Consider the following 20,871-nt stretch of genomic DNA (forward strand, 5'->3'; position numbering starts at 1 on the left):
AGAACTCTAATCTCCATGATGTGTCCCCCACACCGTCCGGCCCTGCGGCCAGTGCCGAGTTCACCGCTGCGTTGGACTCGATCAACCGGGCCGTCATCCGGCCCGAGCTGGTGCTGACCCCGATTCCGGCGCCCGGCCAGCTCGCCCCGGAGGCGTACGCACTGGCGGCGGACGTGTCGCCCGCGCGGCACGGCGCCGACTCGGAACTGGGCACCGGACGCTTCGTGCTGCTGCACGACGCGGAGGAGCCCGAGGAGTGGGGCGGCCGGTTCCGGGTGGTGTGCTTCGCGCAGGCTCCGCTGGAGACGGACATCGGGCTCGACCCGTTCCTCGCGGACGTCACCTGGTCGTGGCTCGTCGACGCGCTCGCGGCGCGAGGCGCCGCCTACACGGCGGCCTCGGGCACGGCGACGAAGATCATCTCCACGGGCTTCGGCGAGCTCGCGAAGCAGGGCGACGGCGCCCAGATCGAGCTGCGCGCGTCGTGGAGCCCGGGCGACGCCGACCTCGGTGCGCACGTCGAGGCGTGGGGCGACCTGCTGTGCATGCTGGCGGGCATCCCGCCCACGGCCGAGGGAGTGAGCGTACTCTCGCTACGGAGGCCCAAGAGCAAGCGTGCGTGAGAACAGCGTCGAGACCGAATACGCGGTCACCGCGACGGTCGCCGAGTACGAGGCGGCGGTCGCGGCGCTCGCTGCGGGCAGCGGCCCCGTGGCCGTCGACGCGGAGCGCGCGAGCGGCTTCCGCTATTCGCAGCGCGCCTACCTGATTCAGATGTTCCGGCGCGACGCGGGCGTCTTCCTGTTCGACCCCATCGCGCTCACCGACGCGGTCGGCCCGCAGCTGACCGCCTTGCAGCAGGCGCTCGTCGGCGAGGAGTGGGTGCTGCATGCGGCGAGCCAGGACCTCGCCTGCCTGCGCGAGGTCGGCCTCGATCCCGCGCGCATCTTCGACACCGAACTCGCCGCGCGCCTGCTCGGCCTGCCGCGCGTCGGCCTCGGCCCGCTGACGGAGAGCCTGCTCGGCATCCACCTGGCCAAGGAGCACTCGGCCGCCGACTGGTCGACACGGCCGCTGCCGCAGGCCTGGCTGACCTACGCGGCGCTCGACGTCGAGCTGCTCGTCGACCTGCGGGACGAGGTGGAGAAACTGCTCGTCGAGCAGGGCAAGCTCGAGATCGCCGAGCAGGAGTTCCACTGGGAGCTCGTGAAGGAGGCCAAGGCGCCGCGCGCGGAGCCGTGGCGCCGGCTGTCCGGGATCCACTCGATCCGGGGCATCCGCAATCTCGCGGTCGCCCGCGAGCTGTGGCTCGCCCGCGACGCGCTCGCCCGGGAGCGCGACTCCTCCCCGGGCCGGCTCGTGCCGGATGCCGCGCTGACGGCCGTGGCGAAGGCGATGCCCGCGTCGAAGCGGGAGCTCGCGGGGTTGAAGGAGTTCACCGGGCGCGCGAGCCGCAGCGAGCTGGACCGCTGGTGGGCGGCGATCGAGGCCGGGCGCACCACGGAGGACCTCCCGGTGCCCCGGTCCAACGGCGACAGCATCCCCCCGGTGCGCGCATGGGCCGACCGGAACCCGGCCGCCGACGCGAGGTACAAGCGCGCCAGGGAGCGCGTGCAGGAGTACGCCCAGGAGCACTCGTTCCCCGTGGAGAACGTGCTCACGCCGGAGCTGCTGCGCCGGGTCGCCTGGGAGCCGCCGCAGCCGGTCACCACCGAGTCGGTCGCGGCGTTCCTCGGGGACGGCGGCGCGCGGCCGTGGCAGATCGAGGCGACCGCCGAACTGATCGCATCCGCTTTTGTCGAGGCCGACCAAGCGCCTCGCGAGGCCGACGACGACGCTTCGTAGGTTCACACAGTCGAATTGAGCCGCCGTGAACCGGGCTTCCTAGGATCGAGGCAGATTTCCACGGTTCGAAGAAGGGGCAATGTGGCCATGACATCCGAGGTGTATTTCGTCGATGGAACCCGGACTCCGTTCGGGCGCGCCGGTGAGAAGGGCATGTACTGGAACACCAGGGCGGACGACCTGGCGGTGAAGACGATCGTGGGGCTGCTCGAGCGCAACCCGAATGTGCCCAAGGACGCGATCGACGACGTCGCCATCGCCGCCACCACCCAGCAGGGCGACCAGGGGCTGACCCTCGGCCGCACGGCCGCGATCCTCGCGGGCCTGCCCGAGTCGGTGCCCGGCTTCGCCATCGACCGCATGTGCGCCGGCGGCATGACCTCGGTGACCACCATGGCGTCCGGAATCGCGTTCGGCGCGTACGACGTCGCCCTCGCCGGTGGTGTGGAGCACATGGGCCACCACCCGATGGGCCTCGACGCCGACCCGAACCCGCGTTTCGTCTCCGAGAAGATCGTGAGCGAGGACGCCCTGTTCATGGGCAAGACCGCCGAGCGCCTGCACGACCGCTTCCCCGAGCTGACCAAGGAGCGCAGCGACTACTACGGCATGCGCAGCCAGCAGAAGGTCGAGGCGGCGTACCAGGCCGGCAAGATCCAGCCCGACCTCGTCTCCGTCGCCATTCGCAGCGAGGCCGGCTGGGGGCTCGCCACCGAGGACGAGGGCCGCCGCCCGGACACCACGATGGACGTCCTCGCCACGCTCAAGACCCCGTTCCGCCCGCACGGCAAGGTCACCGCGGGCAACTCCTCGCCGCTGACCGACGGCGCGACGATGTCGCTCCTGGCCGGCGAAGGCGCCGTGAAGAAGTACGGTCTCACCCCGAAGATGCGGCTCGTCGGCTACGCGTTCGCCGGCGTGCAGCCCGAGGTCATGGGCGTGGGCCCCATCCCGGCCACCGAGAAGGCGCTGGCCAAGGCCGGCCTCACGATCGACGACATCGGCCTGTTCGAGCTGAACGAGGCGTTCAGCGTGCAGGTGCTCTCCTTCCTCGACCACTTCGGCATCGACGACGACGACCCGCGCGTGAACCCGTGGGGCGGCGCGATCGCGATCGGGCACCCGTTGGCCGCATCCGGCCCCCGCCTCATGATGCAGCTGGCCCGCCAGTTCGCCGAGCACCCCGAGGTGCGCTACGGGTTGACCGCCATGTGCGTCGGCCTCGGCCAGGGCGGCTCGGTGATCTGGGAGAACCCGAACTGGAACGGCCGCTGAGCGGGCCCCAAGGACGACACGAAAGGACTGCACGCCCGATGACGGACTACAGCACCATCGACTTCACCCCGCTGCTCGAGTTCAGCGGCGACGAGGTCGTCTCCCACTCCTACGTGAAAGACGTGCGCCTGCCCAGCGGCAAGACGCTCGCCCTGATCACCCTCGACAACGGCCGCGACCACACCCGGCCGAACACGCTCGGCCCGGCGACGCTCTTCGAGCTCTCCGGCGTGCTCGACGAGCTCACCCGCCGCGCGGGCGCCGGTGAGATCGACGCGGTCGCCATCACCGGCAAGCCGTTCATCCTGGCGGCCGGCGCCGACCTGAGCAAGGTCAACGACATCCCCAGCAAGGAGGCCGCGAAGCTGCTCGCCCAGCTCGGCCACGCCACCTTCGGCAAGTTCGGCAAGCTGGGCGTGCCGTCGTTCGGCTTCATCAACGGCCTCGCCCTCGGCGGCGGCCTCGAGGTGGCGCTGAACTGCACCTACCGCACCATCGACGCCTCGGCCGCCGCGGTCGCCTTCCCCGAGGTCTTCCTCGGCATCATCCCCGGCTGGGGCGGTGCCACGCTGCTGCCCAACCTGATCGGCATCGAGAACGCCCTCAAGGTGATCATCGAGAACCCGCTGAAGATGAATCGGATGCTGAAGCCGCAGGAGGTCGCGGACTTCGGCATCGTCGACGCGATCTTCCCGGCCGTCAACTACCTCGAGGACTCGCTGAAGTGGGCCGACGGCGTGCTCGGCGGCAGCGTGAAGGTCGAGCGCCCGAACGCCCCGGGCCGCATCGAGCGCACGGTCAAGTGGCCGGTCGCCATCAAGATCGCCCGGGAGAGCCTGGAGAGCCGCATCGGCCTCGTCCCCAAGGCCCCGTACGCCGCACTCGAGCTGCTCGCCAAGGCAAAGGACAACGACATCGAGGCCGGTTTCGCCCGTGAGGACGAGGCGCTGGCCGAGTTGATCTCCGGCGACCAGTTCGCGGCGTCGATCTACGCGTTCAACCTCGTGCAGCACCGCGCAAAGAAGCCGGTGGGCGCGCCCGACAAGTCGCTGGCCAAGAAGGTGACGAAGGTCGGCGTGATCGGCGCCGGACTCATGGCCAGCCAGTTCGCGCTGCTGTTCCTGCGCCGCCTCGAGGTGCCGGTCGTGATCACCGACCTCGACCAGGAGCGCGTCGACAAAGGCCTCGCCTACATCCACGACGAGCTGCAGAAGCTCGCCGACAAGGGCCGGCTCAACCCGGACCAGCTGAGCAAGCTGAAGTCGCTCATCACCGGCACCACCGACCGCTCGCTCTACGCGGACTGCGACTGGGTGATCGAGGCCGTGTTCGAGGAGCTCTCGGTGAAGCAGGACGTGTTCGCCGACTTCGAGAAGATCGTCTCCCCCGAGACGGTGTTCGCCACCAACACCTCGTCGCTGTCCGTCGACAAGATCGGTGCGAAGCTCGAGCACCCCGAGCGGCTCGTCGGCTTCCACTTCTTCAACCCGGTCGCGGTGATGCCGCTGGTCGAGGTCGTGAACGCGCCCAAGACCGACGAGGCGACGCTCGCCACGGCCATGCAGGTGGCGAAGAACCTGAAGAAGAACGCCATCATCACCACCGACTCGACCGGGTTCGTCGTCAACCGCGTGCTGGCGAAGGTGCTCGGCGAGGCGATGCGCGCGGTCGACGACGGCACGCCGTTCTCCGTGGTGGACGAAGCGCTCGCCCCGCTCGGGCTGCCGATGCCGCCATCCGTGCTGCTCGATCTGGTCGGCCTGAAGGTCGGCGCTCACGTGCTCGACACGCACCACGCCGCCTGGCCGGACCGCTTCTACCGCTCCGACAACCTGCACCGGGTGGCCGATGCCGGCCCGCTGCTCGAGAAGGACGCCAAGGGCAAGGTGAAGGGCATCAGCAAGGAGGCCGAGCGCATCGTCAAGGCGAACCTCAACCCGGGGGCCACGCCGCACACCAAGGAGCAGGTGCTGCAGGCGGTGCAGGACGGCTTCGCCGACGAGGTGCATCGGATGCTCGAGGAGGGCGTCGTCTCCGCACCTGAGGACATCGACCTGGCGCTCATCCTCGGCGCGGGCTACCCGTTCCACATGGGTGGCCTGACGCCCTACCTGGACCGCGTGGGTGCGAGCCGGCGCGTGTTCGGCGGCACCTTCCACTCGCCGATGATCCTCGGGGCGGCGAGCCGCTCGCAGCAGGAGGCGCCGCAGGAGCAGCAGCTGGTCGGCTGACGCCTTCGGCCGCGCCCCCAGGGCGCAGATGTGACGATCGGGCACGGCTTCCGCACGGAGGCTGTGCCCGATCGTCCTGTCTGTGCCGTTCGGTCTGCGCGGTCCGGTCGTGCCCGGGCGGCTGCCGTCAGCCGCGGTGCTGCGGCACCGCGCCGGTGTCGGTGTCCTCTGCGGCGCGGGCGCGGGGAACCTTGCTTCCGAGCACCTGTTCGACCACGTCGCGGGCGATGCGCTGCGGGGTGAGCCCCGCCTGGGCGAGGATCTCGTCGCGGGTGCCGTGCGCGAGGAAGTCGTCGGGCAGGCCCAGCTCGTCGACGGCCGTGTCGATGCCGGCGGCGCGCAGGTCCTGCCGCAGCCTGGTGCCGATGCCGCCGACGCGGATGCCGTCTTCGATCGTGATCACGATGCGGTGCTCGGCCGACAGGGCGACGATGCTGCGCGGGATCGGCACGACCCAGCGCGGGTCGACGACCGTCGAGCCGATGCCCTGCGCCGAGAGCAGCTCGGCCGCACGCAGCGCGGTGCGCGCGAACGGGCCGACCGGCACGAAGAGCACGTCCTTGCGATCGGATTCGCGCAGCAGATCGACCCCGTCGTCGAGTCGGCGCAGTGCCGGGATGTCGTCGCCGACCGCGCCCTTCGGGAAGCGCACCGCGGTCGGGCCGTCGTCGACGGCCACGGCCTCGGCGAGCTCCTCGCGCAGCCGCGCGGCGTCGCGCGGTGCGGCGAGGCGCATCCCGGGGATGATCTGCAGCAGCGCCAGATCCCACATGCCGTGGTGGCTCGGGCCGTCGGGCCCGGTGACGCCCGAGCTCGGCAGCACGAAGGTGACGCCGGCCCGGTGCAGGGCGACATCCATCAGCGCCTGATCGAAGGCGCGGTTCATGAACGTAGCGTACACGGCGACCACGGGGTGGAGGCCGCCGTAGGCGAGCCCGGCCGCGCTCGTGACCGCGTGCTGTTCGGCGATGCCCACGTCGTGCACGCGCTCCGGGTAGCGCTCGGCGAGCTTGTGCAGTCCCACCGAGCGCATCATCGCCGCCGTGATGCCGACGATCCGCGGGTTCTGCTCGGCCAGCGCGAGGATCTCGTCGGCGAAGACGCTCGGCCAGGACGGCCCGGACGCCGGCTGTGCGACCGGGGCGCCCGTCTCCGGGTCGATCTGGCCGACGGCGTGGAACTGGTCGGCCTCGTCGTCGAGGGCGGGCTGGTAGCCGCGGCCCTTCTGCGTGATGGCATGCACGAGTACGGGGGCGCCGTAGTTCTTGGCCTGGCGCAGCGCCTCCTCCATCGCGGCGATGTCGTGCCCGTTCACCGGCCCGATGTACTTGATGTCGAGGTTGGAGTACAGCTGGTCGTTGTTGACAGCGCGGGAGAGGAATCCGTGCAGGGCGCCGCGCACGCCGCGGTAGAGCGCCTGGGCCGGCCCGCCGACGCGGGCGGCCGCGCTGCGTGACTTGAGATACAGGTCGCGGTACAGCGCCTGCGTGCGCACGCCGTTGAGGAAGCGCGCCATCCCGCCGATGGTCGGGGCGTAGGAGCGGCCGTTGTCGTTGACGACGATGACCAGGTTGCGGTCGTTGTCGTCGGTGATGTTGTTGAGCGCCTCCCAGGTCATGCCGCCCGTGAGCGCGCCGTCGCCCACGACGGCGACGACGTGCCGGTCGCTCTGGCCGGTCACGGTGAAGGCGCGGCTGATGCCGTCGGCCCAGGAGAGGGAGCTCGAGGCGTGCGAGCTCTCGACGATGTCGTGCTCCGACTCCGAGCGCTGCGGATAGCCGGCCATCCCCCCGCGCTGGCGCAGGTGAGCGAAGTCGTGCCGGCCGGTGAGCAGCTTGTGCACGTAGGCCTGGTGGCCGGTATCGAAGACGATCGGGTCCTTCGGACTGTCGAACACCCGGTGGATCGCGATGGTCAGCTCCACCACGCCCAGGTTGGGGCCGAGGTGCCCGCCGGTGCGCGCGACGTTGGCGATGAGGAAGGCCCTGATCTCGCCCGCGAGGTCGGCGAGCTGCTCGTCGCTGAGGCGGTCGAGGTCGCGCGGGTCGCGGATCTGTTCCAGCAGGGACATGAGTGAAAGCGTACGCCGCGGCATCCGAGAGCCTGACGGATGCCGCGGCGCGCGGTTCCTTCCTAGACGAGCGACCGCAGCACGTACTGCAGGATGCCGCCGTTGCGGTAGTAGTCGGCCTCACCCGGCGTGTCGATGCGCACCACCGCGTCGAACTCGACCGGCTGCTTGCCCTCGGGCGAGTGCTCGCTCGGCGTGGCGGTCACGTGCACGGTCTTGGGCGTGGCGCCCTCGTTGAGCTGCGTCAGGCCCTCGATCGAGATGACCTCGGTGCCGTCCAGGCCCAGCGAGTCGGCCGACTGGCCGTCCGGGAACTGCAGCGGGACGACGCCCATGCCGATCAGGTTCGAGCGGTGGATGCGCTCGAAGCTCTCGGCGATGACCGCCTTGACGCCGAGCAGGTTGGTGCCCTTCGCCGCCCAGTCGCGGCTGGAACCGGAGCCGTACTCCTTGCCGCCGAAGATGACCAGCGGGGTGCCCTGCGCCTGGTAGTTCATCGCCGCGTCGTAGATGAACGCCTGCGGGCCGTCCGGCTTGGTGAAGTCGCGGGTGTAGCCGCCCTCGACGCCGTTCAGCAGCTGGTTCTTCAGGCGGATGTTCGCGAAGGTGCCGCGGATCATCACCTCGTGGTTGCCGCGGCGGGAGCCGTAGGAGTTGAAGTCCTTGAACTCCACCCCGTGCTCGGCCAGGTAGCGGCCCGCCGGGCTGTCGGCCTTGATCGAACCGGCGGGGCTGATGTGGTCGGTGGTGACGGAGTCGCCGAGCTTGGCCAGCACGCGTGCATCCGTGATGTCGACCACGGGCGCGGGCTCGAGCGTCATGCCCTCGAAGTACGGGGGCTTGCGCACGTAGGTCGACTCCTCGTTCCACTCGAAGGTGGCTCCGGTCGGGGTGGGCAGGTTCTTCCAGCGGTCGTCGCCCTCGAACACGGACGCATAGTTGCGGGTGAACATCTCGTTGTTGATCGAGTGGTCGATGGTGCTCTGCACCTCGTCGGCGGCCGGCCAGATGTCCTTGAGGAACACCGGGTTGCCGTCGGAGTCCGTGCCCAGCGGCTCGTTCTCGAAGTCGAAGTCCATCGAGCCGGCGAGGGCGTAGGCGACGACGAGCGGCGGCGACGCGAGGTAGTTCATCTTCACGTCGGGGTTGATGCGGCCCTCGAAGTTGCGGTTGCCGGAGAGCACCGCGGTGACGGCGAGGTCGTTCTCGTTCACCGCCTGCGAGACCTCCTCGATGAGGGGGCCGGAGTTGCCGATGCAGGTGGTGCAGCCGTAGCCGACGGTGTAGAAGCCGAGCTGCTCGAGGTCGTCGGTGAGGCCGGCCTTCTCGTAGTACTCGGTGACCACGCGGGATCCGGGAGCGAGCGTCGTCTTCACCCACGGCTTGGCCTTCAGGCCCTTCTTCACCGCGTTGCGGGCGAGCAGGCCGGCGGCGAGCATGACCGACGGGTTCGAGGTGTTGGTGCACGAGGTGATGGCCGCGATGGTGACCGCGCCGTGGTCGAGCGTGAACGACGTGCCGTCGGGCAGTTTCACCGGCGAGGGCTTCGAGACGGCCTGCGGCGGGTTGCTGCGGTGCTCGTCGTGGTGCACGGCGCCGTTGTGGGAGTGCGCGCCGACCGCGATCGGGTCGGAGGCGGGGAAGGTCTCGGCGACCGCCTCGTCGACGTCGGTCTCGGGGGCCGGGTCGGCGTAGTTCAGCAGGTCGGCCTCGAACCGCTCCTTCGCCTCGGAGAGCGCGATGCGGTCCTGCGGGCGCTTCGGGCCGGCGATCGACGGCACGACCGTCGACAGGTCGAGTTCCAGGTACTCGCTGTACTCGGCCTCGACGGACGGGTCGTGCCAGAGCGACTGCTCCTTGGAGTACGCCTCGACGAGCGCGACCTGCTCCTCGCCGCGGCCGGTGAGGCGCAGGTAGTCGAGGGTGACGTCGTCGATGGGGAAGATCGCGGCGGTGGAGCCGAACTCGGGGCTCATGTTGCCGATGGTCGCGCGGTTGGCGAGGGGCACGGATGCGACGCCCTCGCCGTAGAACTCCACGAACTTCCCGACCACGCCGTGCTTGCGCAGCATGTCGGTGATCGTGAGCACCACGTCGGTCGCGGTGACGCCGGTCGGGATGGAGCCGGTGAGCTTGAAGCCGACGACGCGCGGGATGAGCATCGAGACGGGCTGGCCGAGCATGGCCGCCTCGGCCTCGATGCCGCCGACGCCCCAGCCCAGCACCCCGAGGCCGTTGACCATGGTGGTGTGCGAGTCGGTGCCGACCAGCGTGTCGGGGTAGGCCTGCAGCACGCCGTCGACCTCACGGGTGAAGGTGACCCGGGCGAGGTATTCGATGTTGACCTGGTGCACGATGCCGGTGCCGGGCGGCACGACCTTGAAGTCGTCGAACGCGGTCTGGCCCCAGCGCAGGAACTGGTACCGCTCGCCGTTGCGCTCGTACTCGATCTCGACGTTGCGCTCGAACGCGTCCTCGCGCCCGAACAGGTCGGCGATCACGGAGTGGTCGATGACCATCTCGGCCGGCGCCAGCGGGTTGATCTTCTTGGGGTCGCCGCCGAGCTGGGCGACGGCCTCGCGCATGGTGGCGAGGTCGACGATGCAGGGCACGCCGGTGAAGTCCTGCATGACCACGCGGGCGGGGGTGAACTGGATCTCGGTGTCGGGCTCGGCCTGCGGCACCCAGCCCCCGAGGGCTTCGATCTGCTCCTTGGTGACGTTCGCGCCGTCCTCCGTGCGCAGCAGGTTCTCGAGCAGGATCTTGAGGCTGAACGGCAGCTTCTCATACCCCGGGACGTTCGCGATCTTGAAGATCTCGTAGTCGGTGCCACCGACCGTCAGTGTCGTCTTCGCGCCGAAGCTGTTGACTGCTGACACGGTATCGGCCTCCTTCATCGGAAACGGTCAAATTTATCTTGACGTCGAGATAACTCTAGCAGCGCTGCCAGGGTCAGGATGACGTCGGATCGGACGCGTCGGCCCCCTTCGGCTGAGCGTACACGCTGCGCACGAGCAGCCAGGTGACGAGCAGCACGGGCACATATAGCGGAACGCCCATGAGCAGGTGGGCGATGGCGAGGGCCGCGGTGTCGTCCCGGATCGCCATCGGGAGCTGGACCACGAGCCGGGCGGCGAACAGCGCGACCCAGAGCAGCGTCGCCCACAACGCCACCCGGTACTTCGCCTTGTCCTTCTTCCATGCGATCCCGTCGCCGTACAGGTACCCCACGACGAGCCCGATCAGCGGCCAGCGCACGAGCGCGGAGATCAGGAAGACGACCCCGTAGAGGCCGTCGATGCCGAGCCCGAGCCAGAAGTTGGCGCTCGGCTTGTGGGTCGCGATGGCGAGCACGGCCGAGGCGGCGACCCCGACGAGGCCCGCGACCGCCTGCGTCGCGTTCTCCTTCGCGAACACCCGCCACAGGGTGAAGACGAGGGCGATGAGCACGGATGCGCCGAGCGCGACGGGCACGGAGGCGTCGGGCGCGGGGGTGATCAGCACCGTGTAGAGCACGATGAACGCGAGCCCCGGCAGCACCGACTCGCACAGGCCGCGCACGCCGCCCATCGCCTTCAGCAGCGCGGCGCCGCTGGGCGCGTCCTCCCCCGCCACGGCGCCGAGACCGGTGTTCTTCGCGGCGGCCGCGCCGATCGCCTCTCGCAGGTCGGGCGACTCGCGCTCGTCGTCGCTCATGCGGTGGGCGCGGTGGGCGTCGCAGGCATCTTCAGCGGGATGAGGTCGCGCGGCGGCATGGGCGCCGACCCGCGCACCACGACGATGCTGCGGAACAGGTCTTCCACGGCGGCGGCCGCCTCGGGCCGCACGGCCGCGTCCCCGGCGATGACGCCGCGCAGGAACCAGCGCGGCCCGTCGACGCCGATGAACCGGGCGATGCGGGTCTCGCCGGGCATCCCCCCGGCGACCGGGATCTCGGCCAGCAGCTCGGGCCCGAACGCCCCGTCGCGCTCGGTGACCCGGCCGCCCTGCGCCGCGACCTGCTGGCCGATCTGCTCGCGGATCTCGTGCCACAGCCCCGACGACCGGGGCGCGGCGAACGGCTGCACCTGCAGCGTCGAGTTCGCGTAGTCGAGGCCGACGGCCACGACCCGCTGCGTCTCCTCCTCGACCTCGAGGCGCAGGTGCAGGCCTTCGCGCGGCAGCACCTTCACCCCGCCCAGGTCGATGTAGGGGCGCACGGGGTTGGCCTCGGTGTCGTCGAGGGGACCCTCCGTCGCGCGGTCCTCGGGCGCCGACTTCTCGTAGTCGATCGGTTCGTTGTCGCTCACGCGGTGACTCCAGACTGGTGCGAGTAGCCCGTCGAGCCGAAGCCGCCCTCGCCGCGCGCGCTCTCGGGCAGCGCGGTCGCCGGCAGGAAGGTCGCTTGCGCGATCGGCACCAGGACGAGCTGGGCGATGCGATCGCCGACGGCGACGTCGTAGGGCTCCGACAGGTCGGTGTTCAGCAGTGTGACCTTGATCTCGCCGCGGTAGCCGGCGTCGACGGTGCCGGGCGCGTTGACGATCGTGATGCCGTGCCTGGCGGCCAGGCCGCTGCGCGGCACGACGAACCCGGCGAACCCCTCGGGAAGGGCGACGCGCACGCCGGTGCCCACGGTGACCCGCTGGCCCGGCTCGATCCGCACCGCCTCCGCCGCCGTCAGATCGGCGCCGGCGTCTCCCGGATGCGCGTACACGGGCACGGATGACGCGATGATCGGCACGTCGACGGATTCGGTCACAGAAGGAGAGGCTAGTGCAGATCGCCTCACAGCCGGCTCCGCTTGAATGGGCGTATGACGCTGTACCGCGAGCGGCTCTATGCCGCGCCTTGGCTGTTCGCCGCCTGCTTCCTCGTCGTCCCCGCCGTGCTGCTCGTGTTCCTGCCGATCAACCCCACGGTGGGCGTCGTGCTCGCGGTGCTGATGTACCTCGCGATCGTGGCCGCGCTGCTCGCCTCGGCGCCCGTGCTCGAGGTCACCGACGCCGAGTTCCGGGCCGGCCGGGCCAGCGTCGAGCGGGAGTTCGTGGGCTCGGTGCAGCCGTTCACCGGCGCCGAGGCCCGGGCGCAGCGCGGGGTGCGGCTGGACGCGCGCGCCTGGCTGCTGCTGCGCGGCTCGCTCCCGGTGGTCAAGGTCGAGATCACGGATGCCGACGACCCGGTGCCCTACTGGCTCGTGTCGACCCGCCGTCCCCATCAGCTGGCCGAGGTGCTGAACTCGCTGCATGCGGCGGCGTGAGGCATCCCCCTGCACCCGGAAGGGACGCGCACACAGAAAAGGGCTGCGGCGAATGCCGTAGCCCTGTCTGTTGTTCGCTGTGATCTCTCGCGGCGAGGTCGCGCTCAGGCAGCGCACTCCATGCAGATCGGACCGAGCTTGGTCTCGTGGTCCAGCTGGGAGCGGTGCTTCACGAGGAAGCAGCTGACGCACGTGAACTCGTCAGCCTGCGGCGGGAGGACGACCACGTCGAGGTCGAGGTCGGAGAGGTCCGCACCCTGCAGCTCGAAGCCCGAGGGGTTGTCGGGGTCTTCATCGATGACGGCAGAGCCTTTGTCGGGTACCCGCTCCTTCAGCGCCTCGATCGATTCTGATTCGTCTTCGTTCTTACGAGGTGCGTCGTAGTCGGTTGCCATGCCCATCCACTTTTCGAAATTGCGCGCCGATCAGCGGATCGGCGGCGACAGTTTGCATCATCCGCCGGTGGAAATCAAACCGATTCGACCCGTTCGGCGGTGACGCTTTCCAAACTCGCGGCACGCCCACGGTATTCCCGGGTCGCGGGGTCATTCCGTGGCATCCTGCGGAACGTACCCAGTCAGCTCGGAAGGCGTGTGCACATGCAGGATTTGAAGGTCATCGGAGTCGAGAGCGGCGCCCTTCTCGCTGCGAACGACGACGGCGAGCGATACCGCATCGCCATCGACGAGGTGCTGCAGTCGAAGCTCAAGCAGCTCCGGGTCGAGCAGCAGCCCGGCGGCGTGAAGATCTCGCCGCGCGAGATCCAGGCGCACATCCGCGGCGGAATGTCCGCCGAGGACGTGGCGCAGCTCACGGGCGCCAGCCTGGAGTACGTGCAGCGCTTCGAGGGCCCGATCATCGCCGAGCGCGAGCACATCGTGGCCCAGGCCCTCGCGGTGCCGGTGCGCACGACCAGCGACGTCGACGTGCTCGGCGACGAGGTGACCACCTTCGGCAGCGTGGTGCGGGAGCGGCTCGAGGCGCTCGGGGCGACCGGCGAGCGCTGGGCGAGCTGGAAGGAGGAGGACGGCGGCTGGGTCGTCAAGCTGTCCTTCACCTCCGACGACATCGACCACGACGCCCGCTGGAACTACGACCCGCGCAAGTCGTCCCTCTCCCCCGCGAACGCCGAGGCGACCACTCTGTCCCAGCAGGGCGAGCTGCCCCAGCACGGACTCATCCCCCGCCTGCGCGCCGTCACCCCGATCGTCTCCGACGACGCGAAGTTCGACAGCGGTCAGTTCGAGTTCGTCGAGCCACGGCGCCCCGAGGCGGTGCCGCAACTGCCCGCGACGGGCACCGTCAAGCGCAGCGACGACGGCGAGCCCAAGGACGTGCAGAACACCGCCGACCTGCTGGAGGCGCTGCGGCGCCGCCGCGGCGAGCGGGAGGCCGCGAAGGAGGACTCGCAGCCGATCGAGCTCGACATGCCGCCCGCCGACGAGCCGCGCTCCGGAAGCGGTGAGCCGGCGCCCGATTCTGGCCCCGCCCCGGTGGCGGCGAACGCCGGCGGCTACACCCGCAACGACACCGGCCCCCTCGGCAGCCGCCGGCGCGGGCGCGCCTCGATGCCCAGCTGGGACGAGATCGTCTTCGGCCCTCGCGGCGACGACGACGGCAACAACCCGGCCTGACGGTCAGTTGGTGCGAGCGCGGACTCGCGTGAACGCCGCTCGGACCCAGCTCTCCATCAAGTCCTTATCGCCGGCGGTGTAGCGATCAAGAAAGCGTGATGGCTCCATCGCTTCGCGGGCGGTCGACTCCGACGACGGAGTGAAGGGCAGCAAACGGCTGATTTCAGCGCCAAAGATGAGCATGTACGTCAGCTCGCGCGGTGACGAGCCGTAGTAGTCGGACTCGACGACGTCGACGAGCCAGAGCGCGCCGAGTTCAATGCCCGCCTCCTCGAGGCACTCTCTTCGGGCGGTGTCCTCGGACGTCGCGTCGCTGCGCTGTGTGTGACCGCCAGGGATGTCGATGCCGCGGTCTGTCAGGACGACGGCGAGCATCAGGCCAGAATCCACATCGATCGGAACTACTGCGACCGAGGTGACCCGATCAGGTCTTGGGACAGCAATCGGGCCAAGGGAGCGCAACGCCCTGTCGTCCTGACGGTTTCGATCGTCCGAAAAGATGTCGGTCACGCGCTCCCCTACAGATACCCCGCGGCGGCCATCAGGCGGCGAAGGCGCCGAATCCGATCAGGGGCACCTTGACCTCTTCGGGGCTGAACGAGCCGTGCTGGCCGACCATCGCCCAGGCCTGCTCGCTCGACGACCTCGTGTCGTAGTACACGACCTGGGCGCGCGCGGCGATGAGGAGGTCGCCGATGCGGGGCAGCACTGCGTCGCCGACGCCGTCCGGTCCGAACCATCCGTTGGCGACCGCCTCGTCGCGCGTGGCGACCCACGCGCGGTGGCCCTCCGCTTCGCGCCACGCGGCGGCGAGGCGCGCGAGGTCGCCGTCGCTCGCGCCGTGCTCGAGGTGCAGCTGCGGGCAGCGGTAGTCGCCGGCCACGTGCCGCACCCCCTCGATCAGCTCCGGAACGCGATCGAAGAAGACCTTGCCGCCGGGGGCGATGTCGACCGAGCCGTGATCGGCGGTGACGAGCGCGCCCTCGCCGGGCCGCAGGCCGGCGTCGAGCCGGGCGACGGCCGCGTCGAGCTCCTCGAGCGCCGCCGTCCACTGCGTCGACTGCCAGCCGTACTGGTGCGAGGCCATGTCGAGCTCGGGAACGTAGAGGTAGACGAGCCGCCGGCCGCCCTCGGCGAAGATCTTCAGCGCCTCGTCGACGCGATCGGCCATCGAACCGGCGGAGACGTAGGCGGCGCCGCGGTGGATGGCGCGGGTGAGGCTCGAGTCGGCGTACTTGGCGTCGCCGATCACGTACGCGGGAACCCCGGCCGCCTGGGCGCGCTCGAAGACGGTGGGGCGCAGCTGCCAGCTCTCCGGGGACGGCTCGCCGCGCCATCCGCTCAGCTGGTTGAACACGCGATCGGATGCCGGGTCGACGACCTCGTACCCGACCATTCCGTGCTGCCCCGGGTAGGCCCCGGTGCAGAGGTTCGCGAGGGCGACGGCGGTCGTGGTGGGGAACCCGCTGTCGATGGTCGTGCCGCGGTTCAGCCGCGGGGCGAGCGTGCGGGCGTGCCCGCCGCGGGCCTTGAGCAGCTGCGCGCCGAGCCCGTCGACGAGCACCACCACCGCCCGGTCGACGCCGCGGGAGGCGACCGGGAACGGGAGCTCGCCCTCGCGCCGCTCGATGGCGGCGAGGCAACCGGCGAGCACTGCGGCGAGGCTCACAGATCCCGCATACGCGGTCGGTAGCATCGCCATGCGCCCAGTCTGCCATGCGGCCCGGGCGCCTCCGGTTGACCGACAGATTGCACGAATGAGCCCAGCAGACCGCACTCCCCCCGACGAGATCGCAGAACGCATCGAAGACGTCGACGTCTCGACCGAGATGCAGGGCTCGTACCTCGAGTACGCCTACTCCGTGATCTACGCGCGGGCCCTGCCGGACGCGCGGGACGGTCTGAAGCCGGTGCAGCGGCGCATCCTCTACATGATGAGCGAGATGGGGCTGCGCCCCGATCGCGGTCACGTGAAGTCGGCCCGCGTCACGGGCGAGGTGATGGGCAAGCTGCACCCGCACGGCGACGGCGCCATCTACGACGCGCTCGTGCGCATGGCGCAGGACTTCACCCTGCGGGTGCCGCTCGTCGACGGCCACGGCAACTTCGGCTCGCTCGACGACGGTCCGGCGGCCTCCCGGTACACGGAGGCGCGGCTCGCCGCCGTCGCGCTCGAGATGACGGCCGACATCGACGAGGACACCGTCGATTTCCGCCCCAACTACGACGCCCAGCTGCAGGAGCCGGTGGTGCTGCCGAGCGCCATCCCCAACCTGCTGGTCAACGGCGCGAGCGGCATCGCCGTCGGCATGGCGACCAACATGGCGCCGCACAATCTGATCGAGGTCGTCGGGGCCGCCAAGCACCTGCTGGAGAACCCGGAGGCCACGCTCGACGAGCTGATGGCGTACCTGCCGGGCCCCGACCTGCCGGGCGGCGGCACCATCGTGGGCCTGTCCGGCATCCGCGAGGCGTACGAAACCGGCCGCGGCAGCTTCCGCACCCGGGCGAAGGCCCGCGTCGAGCAGATCACCGCGCGCAAGTCCGGCATCGTGATCACCGAGCTGCCCTACCTCGTCGGCCCGGAGAAGGTGATCGAGAAGATCAAGGACGGCGTCAACGCGAAGAAGCTGAACGGCATCTCCGACGTCACCGACCTGTCCGACCGGCAGCATGGGCTGCGCCTCGTCATCGGGATCAAGACCGGCTTCAACCCCGAGGCCGTGCTCGAGCAGCTGTACAAGCAGACCCCGCTCGAAGACGGCTTCTCGATCAACAACGTCGCCCTCGTCGACGGCGGCCCGCAGACGCTCGGCCTGAAGGACCTGCTGCGCGTCTACCTCGACCACCGGGTCGAGGTGGTCACCCGCCGCTCGCGCTTCCGCCTCGCCCGCCGGCAGGAGCGCCTGCACCTGGTGGAGGGGCTGCTCATCGCGATCCTCGACATCGACGAGGTCATCCAGGTCATCCGCACCTCGGACGACTCGGCCCAGGCCGCGAGCCGACTGCAGCAGGTGTTCGACCTGTCGCAACTGCAGGCCGAGTACATCCTCGAGCTGCGGCTGCGCCGCCTCACCAAGTTCAGCCGGATCGAGCTCGAGGCCGAGCGCGACCAGCTGCAGGCCGAGATCGCCGAGCTGGAGGCGATCCTCGCCTCCGAGGCGCGCATCCGCGAGGTCGTCGCCGAGGAGCTCGACGCGGTCGCCGAGAAGTACGGCACCCCGCGGCGCACGCTGCTCACCGAGGCGCCGCCGTCGATCGCCAAGGTCGGCAAGAAGGCGGCGGCCGGCGCGGGCGCCGCGCTGGAGATCGCGGACTCCCCCACCATCGTCTACCTCTCCACGACGGGCCGAGCCGTGCGGGTCGACCTCGCACCCGGCGCCGAGCCGCCGGCCGTCGCCCCCCGCCGGTCCAAGCACGATGCGGTGCTGTCGGCGCTGGTGACCACGAGCCGGGCGGAGATCGCGGCCGTCACGAACCTGGGCCGCGCCATCCGCTTCTCGCCCGTCGACCTGCCGGTCGTGCCCGCCAACTCGATCCACCTCGCCGCCGGCGCGCGCATCGCCGAATACCTCGGCGGGCTCGGCAAGGGCGAGCGCGTGCTCGCCGTGTTCTCGCTGCAGGCGGATGGCGCGCCGCTGGCCCTCGGCACCGCGCAGGGCGTGGTCAAGCGGGTCGCCTCCGGGGCCTGGCCGAACCGGCCCGAGTTCGAGGTCATCGCGCTCAAGCCGGGCGACGAGGTGATCGGCGCCGCCGAGGCGCCGGACGGGCGCGAGCTCGTGTTCGTCTCCTCCGACGCCCAGCTGCTGCACTTCGCCGCCGCCGCCGTGCGTCCCCAGGGCGCGGCCGCCGGCGGCATGGCCGGCATCAAGCTCGGCGCCGAGGCGCGGGCCGTCGCCTTCTCGGTCGTCGACCCCGAGACGGAGAACGTCGTGGTGACCGTCTCGGTTCCGGCCGCGACGCTGCCGGGCACCGACCCCGGGCGCGGCAAGGTGACGTCCTTCGCCGAGTTCCCCGGCAAGGGCCGGGCCACCGGAGGCGTGCGCGCCCACGCGTTCCTCAAGGGCGAGGGCATGCTCTCGCTCGCCTGGGCGGGCCCGGCGCCGGCCCGCGCCGTCGCCTCGGACGGGGCGGCGCGCCAGCTGCCCGAGACCCTCGCCAAGCGCGACGCGAGCGGGCAGCCGCTCGACAACCTGATCGCCTCGGTCGGCGCCGCCGTGGGGGCCGAGCGCCTCGTGCTGCCGGCCGCCGCGTCGACCGCCGAGGCGTCCGCCGACGGCGACACGCTCTTCTAGCGCGTCGCCCTCGTCTAGGCGTCGATGCGGTCGCGCGAGAGCCGGTCGGCGGAGTCGATGATGAACTCCTTGCGCGGCGGCACCTCGTTGCCCATGAGCATCTCGAACACCTTCGCCGCCTCCTCGGCGTCCGTGAGGCGCACGCGGCGCAGCATCCGATTGCGCTTGTCCATCGTCGTCGACGCGAGCTGGTCCGCGTCCATCTCGCCCAGCCCCTTGTACCGCTGGATCGGGTCCTTGTAGGCGATGTTGCGCTTCTTGAGGTCGGCGAGCACCGCGTGCAGCTCGGCCTCCGAGTAGGTGTAGATCGTCTCGGATGCGCGCGAGCCGCGGCCCACCGTCACCACCCGGTGCAGCGGCGGAACGGCGGCGAACACCCGGCCGTCCTCGATCATCGGCCGCATGTAGCGGAAGAACAGCGTCAGCAGCAGGGTGCGGATGTGCGCGCCGTCGACGTCGGCGTCAGACATGATGATGACCTTGCCGTACCGGGCCGCCTCGAGGTCGAAGGTCCGGCCGGAGCCCGCGCCGATCACCTGGATGATCGCCGCGCACTCGGCGTTGGAGAGCATGTCGGAGACCGACGCCTTCTGCACGTTGAGGATCTTGCCGCGGATCGGCAGCAGCGCCTGATACTCGCTGTCGCGGGCGCGGCGGGCGGTGCCGAGCGCCGAGTCGCCCTCGACGATGAACAGCTCGGACTGCCGGACGTCGGTGGAACGGCAGTCGACCAGCTTCGCCGGGAGCGAGGACGACTCGAGCGCGTTCTTGCGCCGCTGCGTCTCCTTGTGGGCGCGGGCCGAGATGCGCGACTTCATCTCGCTGACCACCTTGTCGAGCACGAGCGCCGTCTGCGCCTTGTCGTCGCGCTTGCTCGACCCGAAGCGCTCGGCGAGGCCCTTGCCGATGACGTTCGCGACGATGTTGCGCACGGCCGGGGTGCCGAGCACCTCCTTGGTCTGCCCCTCGAACTGCGGCTCGGGAAGGCTGACGTTCACCACCGCGGTGAGCCCGGCGAGGATGTCGTCCTTCTCGAGCTTCTCGTTCGCGCCGACCTTGAGCCGGCGGGCGTTCTGCTCCACCTGGGCCTTGAAGAACTTCATCAGCCCCTGCTCGAAGCCGCTCTGATGCGTGCCGCCCTTCGGCGTCGCGATGATGTTGACGAAGCTCTTCAGCACCGTCTCGTACCCGGTGCCCCAGCGCATCGCGATGTCGACGTGGCAGGTGCGCTTGACATCGGTGGGCACCATATTGCCGTTCTCGTGCAGCACCGGAACCGTCTCGGTGAAGTGACCCTCGCCCTGGATGCGCCAGGTCTCGGTGATGCCGGGATCGGGCGCGAGGTACTCGGCGAACTGGGAGATGCCGCCGTCGTACTGGAACTCGACCCGCTCGCCCTCGGGGCTGCGCCGGTCGTCGATGACGATCTTGAGACCCGGCACCAGGAACGCCGTTTGACGCGCCCGCGCGACCAGGCCGTCGGGCTGGAAGGTCGCGTCGCGCCCGAAGATCTGCCGGTCGGCCCAGTAACGGATGCGTGTGCCGGTGACGCCCTTCTTCACCTTGCCCACCACCCGCAGCTCGCTGCGGGACTCGAACGGGGTGAACGGCGCGTCGGGCCGCGGCTCCCCCGTGTCGGCGAACACGCCCGGCTCGCCGCGGTGGAAGCTCATCGCCCACGTCTTGCCGTCCCGGTCGACCTCGACGTCGAGCCGCTCGGAGAGCGCGTTGACCACCGAGGCGCCCACGCCGTGCAGTCCGCCGGAGGCGGCGTACGAGCCGCCGCCGAACTTGCCGCCGGCGTGCAGCTTGGTGAAGACGACCTCGACCCCCGAGAGCCCGGTCTTCGGCTCGATGTCGACGGGGATCCCGCGGGCGGTGTCGCGCACCTCCACGCTGTCGTCGGGGTGCAGCACGACCTCGATCTGGTCGCCGTGGCCGCCGAGGGCCTCGTCGACCGAGTTGTCGATGATCTCCCACAGGCAGTGCATCAGGCCGCGCTCGTCGGTCGAGCCGATGTACATGCCCGGCCGCTTGCGGACGGCCTCGAGCCCCTCGAGGACGGAGAGATGCCGCGCAGAATAATCAGAGCTCGCCACGGGTTACAACCTACGTGCCGCGGATCCGAGTTCCCGGTAGGACACCCCAGGCTGGGGAGGGCCCCAGAAGCCGCACGGTACGCCACAGGCGAAATCCCCGACGTCAAAGCGCCGAATGTCGCCATGCCGTGCTCTACTGGATTCATCGCGAAGCGGTTCGAGACGTTCGATACGTAGGAGGT

The 20,871-nt window shown here is 70.3% G+C and carries 16 protein-coding genes; 7 read left to right on the plus strand and 9 right to left on the minus strand.

Going from position 1 to position 20,871, the window contains the following annotated elements; translation table 11 throughout:
- Positions 1-20: 20 nt before the first annotated feature.
- From H563_RS0101555 to H563_RS14445, 4 genes are all read left to right on the plus strand, one after another.
- Entirely contained in the window at positions 21-623 is a 603-nt protein-coding gene (locus H563_RS0101555; protein ID WP_022880871.1) for a DUF3000 domain-containing protein, read from the plus strand.
- A complete protein-coding gene (locus H563_RS0101560; protein WP_022880872.1) occupies positions 616-1,845 on the plus strand; it encodes an HRDC domain-containing protein in 1,230 nt (409 codons plus the stop codon). The genes H563_RS0101555 and H563_RS0101560 overlap by 8 nt, the downstream gene beginning before the upstream one ends.
- An 81-nt stretch (positions 1,846-1,926) precedes the next feature.
- Complete coding sequence (locus H563_RS0101565; protein ID WP_027478967.1) at positions 1,927-3,120, plus strand: thiolase family protein; 1,194 nt, start codon at positions 1,927-1,929, stop codon at positions 3,118-3,120.
- Positions 3,121-3,158: 38 nt separating this feature from the next.
- A complete protein-coding gene (locus H563_RS14445) occupies positions 3,159-5,351 on the plus strand; it encodes a 3-hydroxyacyl-CoA dehydrogenase NAD-binding domain-containing protein (protein ID WP_022880874.1) in 2,193 nt (730 codons plus the stop codon).
- 127 nt (positions 5,352-5,478) lie between these two features.
- On the opposite strand, the gene dxs is transcribed toward H563_RS14445, so the two are convergent.
- The 5 genes from dxs to dut form a co-directional block, all read right to left on the minus strand.
- Positions 5,479-7,422: a 1-deoxy-D-xylulose-5-phosphate synthase gene (dxs, locus tag H563_RS0101575; RefSeq protein WP_022880875.1), complete on the minus strand. Its 1,944-nt coding sequence runs from the start codon at positions 7,420-7,422 to the stop codon at positions 5,479-5,481.
- A 62-nt stretch (positions 7,423-7,484) separates the two neighbouring features.
- Positions 7,485-10,319, minus strand: a complete 2,835-nt coding sequence (acnA, locus tag H563_RS0101580) for an aconitate hydratase AcnA (RefSeq protein ID WP_022880876.1) — start codon at positions 10,317-10,319, stop codon at positions 7,485-7,487.
- 55 nt (positions 10,320-10,374) lie between these two features.
- On the minus strand, positions 10,375-11,118 hold the full coding sequence (locus H563_RS14450) for a DUF3159 domain-containing protein (protein WP_022880877.1): 744 nt from the start codon (positions 11,116-11,118) through the stop codon (positions 10,375-10,377).
- Complete coding sequence (locus H563_RS0101590) at positions 11,115-11,711, minus strand: DUF3710 domain-containing protein (protein WP_022880878.1); 597 nt, start codon at positions 11,709-11,711, stop codon at positions 11,115-11,117. Before H563_RS0101590 ends, H563_RS14450 begins: the two co-directional genes overlap by 4 nt.
- Complete coding sequence (dut, locus tag H563_RS0101595; protein WP_022880879.1) at positions 11,708-12,163, minus strand: dUTP diphosphatase; 456 nt, start codon at positions 12,161-12,163, stop codon at positions 11,708-11,710. Before dut ends, H563_RS0101590 begins: the two co-directional genes overlap by 4 nt.
- A 54-nt stretch (positions 12,164-12,217) precedes the next feature.
- Between dut and H563_RS0101600 the strand changes: the two genes are divergently transcribed.
- The gene (locus tag H563_RS0101600; RefSeq protein WP_027478970.1) at positions 12,218-12,661 is read left to right on the plus strand and encodes a DUF3093 domain-containing protein; all 444 of its coding nucleotides are present in this window, start codon (positions 12,218-12,220) and stop codon (positions 12,659-12,661) included.
- Between the two features lie 104 nt (positions 12,662-12,765).
- Here H563_RS0101600 and H563_RS0101605 read toward each other — a convergent pair whose 3' ends face one another.
- A complete protein-coding gene (locus H563_RS0101605; RefSeq protein ID WP_027478971.1) occupies positions 12,766-13,056 on the minus strand; it encodes a DUF4193 domain-containing protein in 291 nt (96 codons plus the stop codon).
- A gap of 204 nt (positions 13,057-13,260) precedes the next feature.
- On the opposite strand from H563_RS0101605, the gene sepH reads away from it, so the two are divergent.
- Positions 13,261-14,295, plus strand: a complete 1,035-nt coding sequence (sepH, locus tag H563_RS0101610; protein ID WP_022880880.1) for a septation protein SepH — start codon at positions 13,261-13,263, stop codon at positions 14,293-14,295.
- 3 nt (positions 14,296-14,298) lie between these two features.
- Here sepH and H563_RS14455 read toward each other — a convergent pair whose 3' ends face one another.
- Entirely contained in the window at positions 14,299-14,805 is a 507-nt protein-coding gene (locus H563_RS14455; protein ID WP_155864950.1) for an NUDIX domain-containing protein, read from the minus strand.
- 31 nt (positions 14,806-14,836) lie between these two features.
- Positions 14,837-15,997, minus strand: coding sequence for an alkaline phosphatase family protein (locus tag H563_RS0101620; protein WP_022880882.1), 1,161 nt, complete (start codon positions 15,995-15,997; stop codon positions 14,837-14,839).
- A 55-nt stretch (positions 15,998-16,052) separates the two neighbouring features.
- Between H563_RS0101620 and H563_RS14460 the strand changes: the two genes are divergently transcribed.
- On the plus strand, positions 16,053-18,590 hold the full coding sequence (locus H563_RS14460) for a DNA gyrase/topoisomerase IV subunit A (RefSeq protein WP_022880883.1): 2,538 nt from the start codon (positions 16,053-16,055) through the stop codon (positions 18,588-18,590).
- A gap of 14 nt (positions 18,591-18,604) precedes the next feature.
- Here H563_RS14460 and H563_RS0101630 read toward each other — a convergent pair whose 3' ends face one another.
- Positions 18,605-20,689, minus strand: a complete 2,085-nt coding sequence (locus H563_RS0101630; protein ID WP_022880884.1) for a DNA gyrase/topoisomerase IV subunit B — start codon at positions 20,687-20,689, stop codon at positions 18,605-18,607.
- Positions 20,690-20,871 lie beyond the last annotated feature (182 nt).

This window comes from Gryllotalpicola ginsengisoli DSM 22003 (assembly GCF_000419445.1).
GTDB lineage: Bacteria > Actinomycetota > Actinomycetes > Actinomycetales > Microbacteriaceae > Gryllotalpicola > Gryllotalpicola ginsengisoli.

What these genes read in the sequence shown, in the direction of transcription:
- acnA (WP_022880876.1), bottom strand. Translation starts at nt 10,319, where the DNA reads ATGAAGGAGGCCGATACCGTGTCAGCAGTCAACAGCTTCGGCGCGAAG.
- sepH (WP_022880880.1), top strand. Translation starts at nt 13,261, where the DNA reads ATGCAGGATTTGAAGGTCATCGGAGTCGAGAGCGGCGCCCTTCTCGCT.
- H563_RS0101605 (WP_027478971.1), bottom strand. Translation starts at nt 13,056, where the DNA reads ATGGCAACCGACTACGACGCACCTCGTAAGAACGAAGACGAATCAGAA.
- H563_RS14450 (WP_022880877.1), bottom strand. Translation starts at nt 11,118, where the DNA reads ATGAGCGACGACGAGCGCGAGTCGCCCGACCTGCGAGAGGCGATCGGC.
- H563_RS0101620 (WP_022880882.1), bottom strand. Translation starts at nt 15,997, where the DNA reads ATGGCGATGCTACCGACCGCGTATGCGGGATCTGTGAGCCTCGCCGCA.
- H563_RS14445 (WP_022880874.1), top strand. Translation starts at nt 3,159, where the DNA reads ATGACGGACTACAGCACCATCGACTTCACCCCGCTGCTCGAGTTCAGC.
- H563_RS0101600 (WP_027478970.1), top strand. Translation starts at nt 12,218, where the DNA reads ATGACGCTGTACCGCGAGCGGCTCTATGCCGCGCCTTGGCTGTTCGCC.
- dxs (WP_022880875.1), bottom strand. Translation starts at nt 7,422, where the DNA reads ATGTCCCTGCTGGAACAGATCCGCGACCCGCGCGACCTCGACCGCCTC.
- H563_RS14460 (WP_022880883.1), top strand. Translation starts at nt 16,053, where the DNA reads ATGAGCCCAGCAGACCGCACTCCCCCCGACGAGATCGCAGAACGCATC.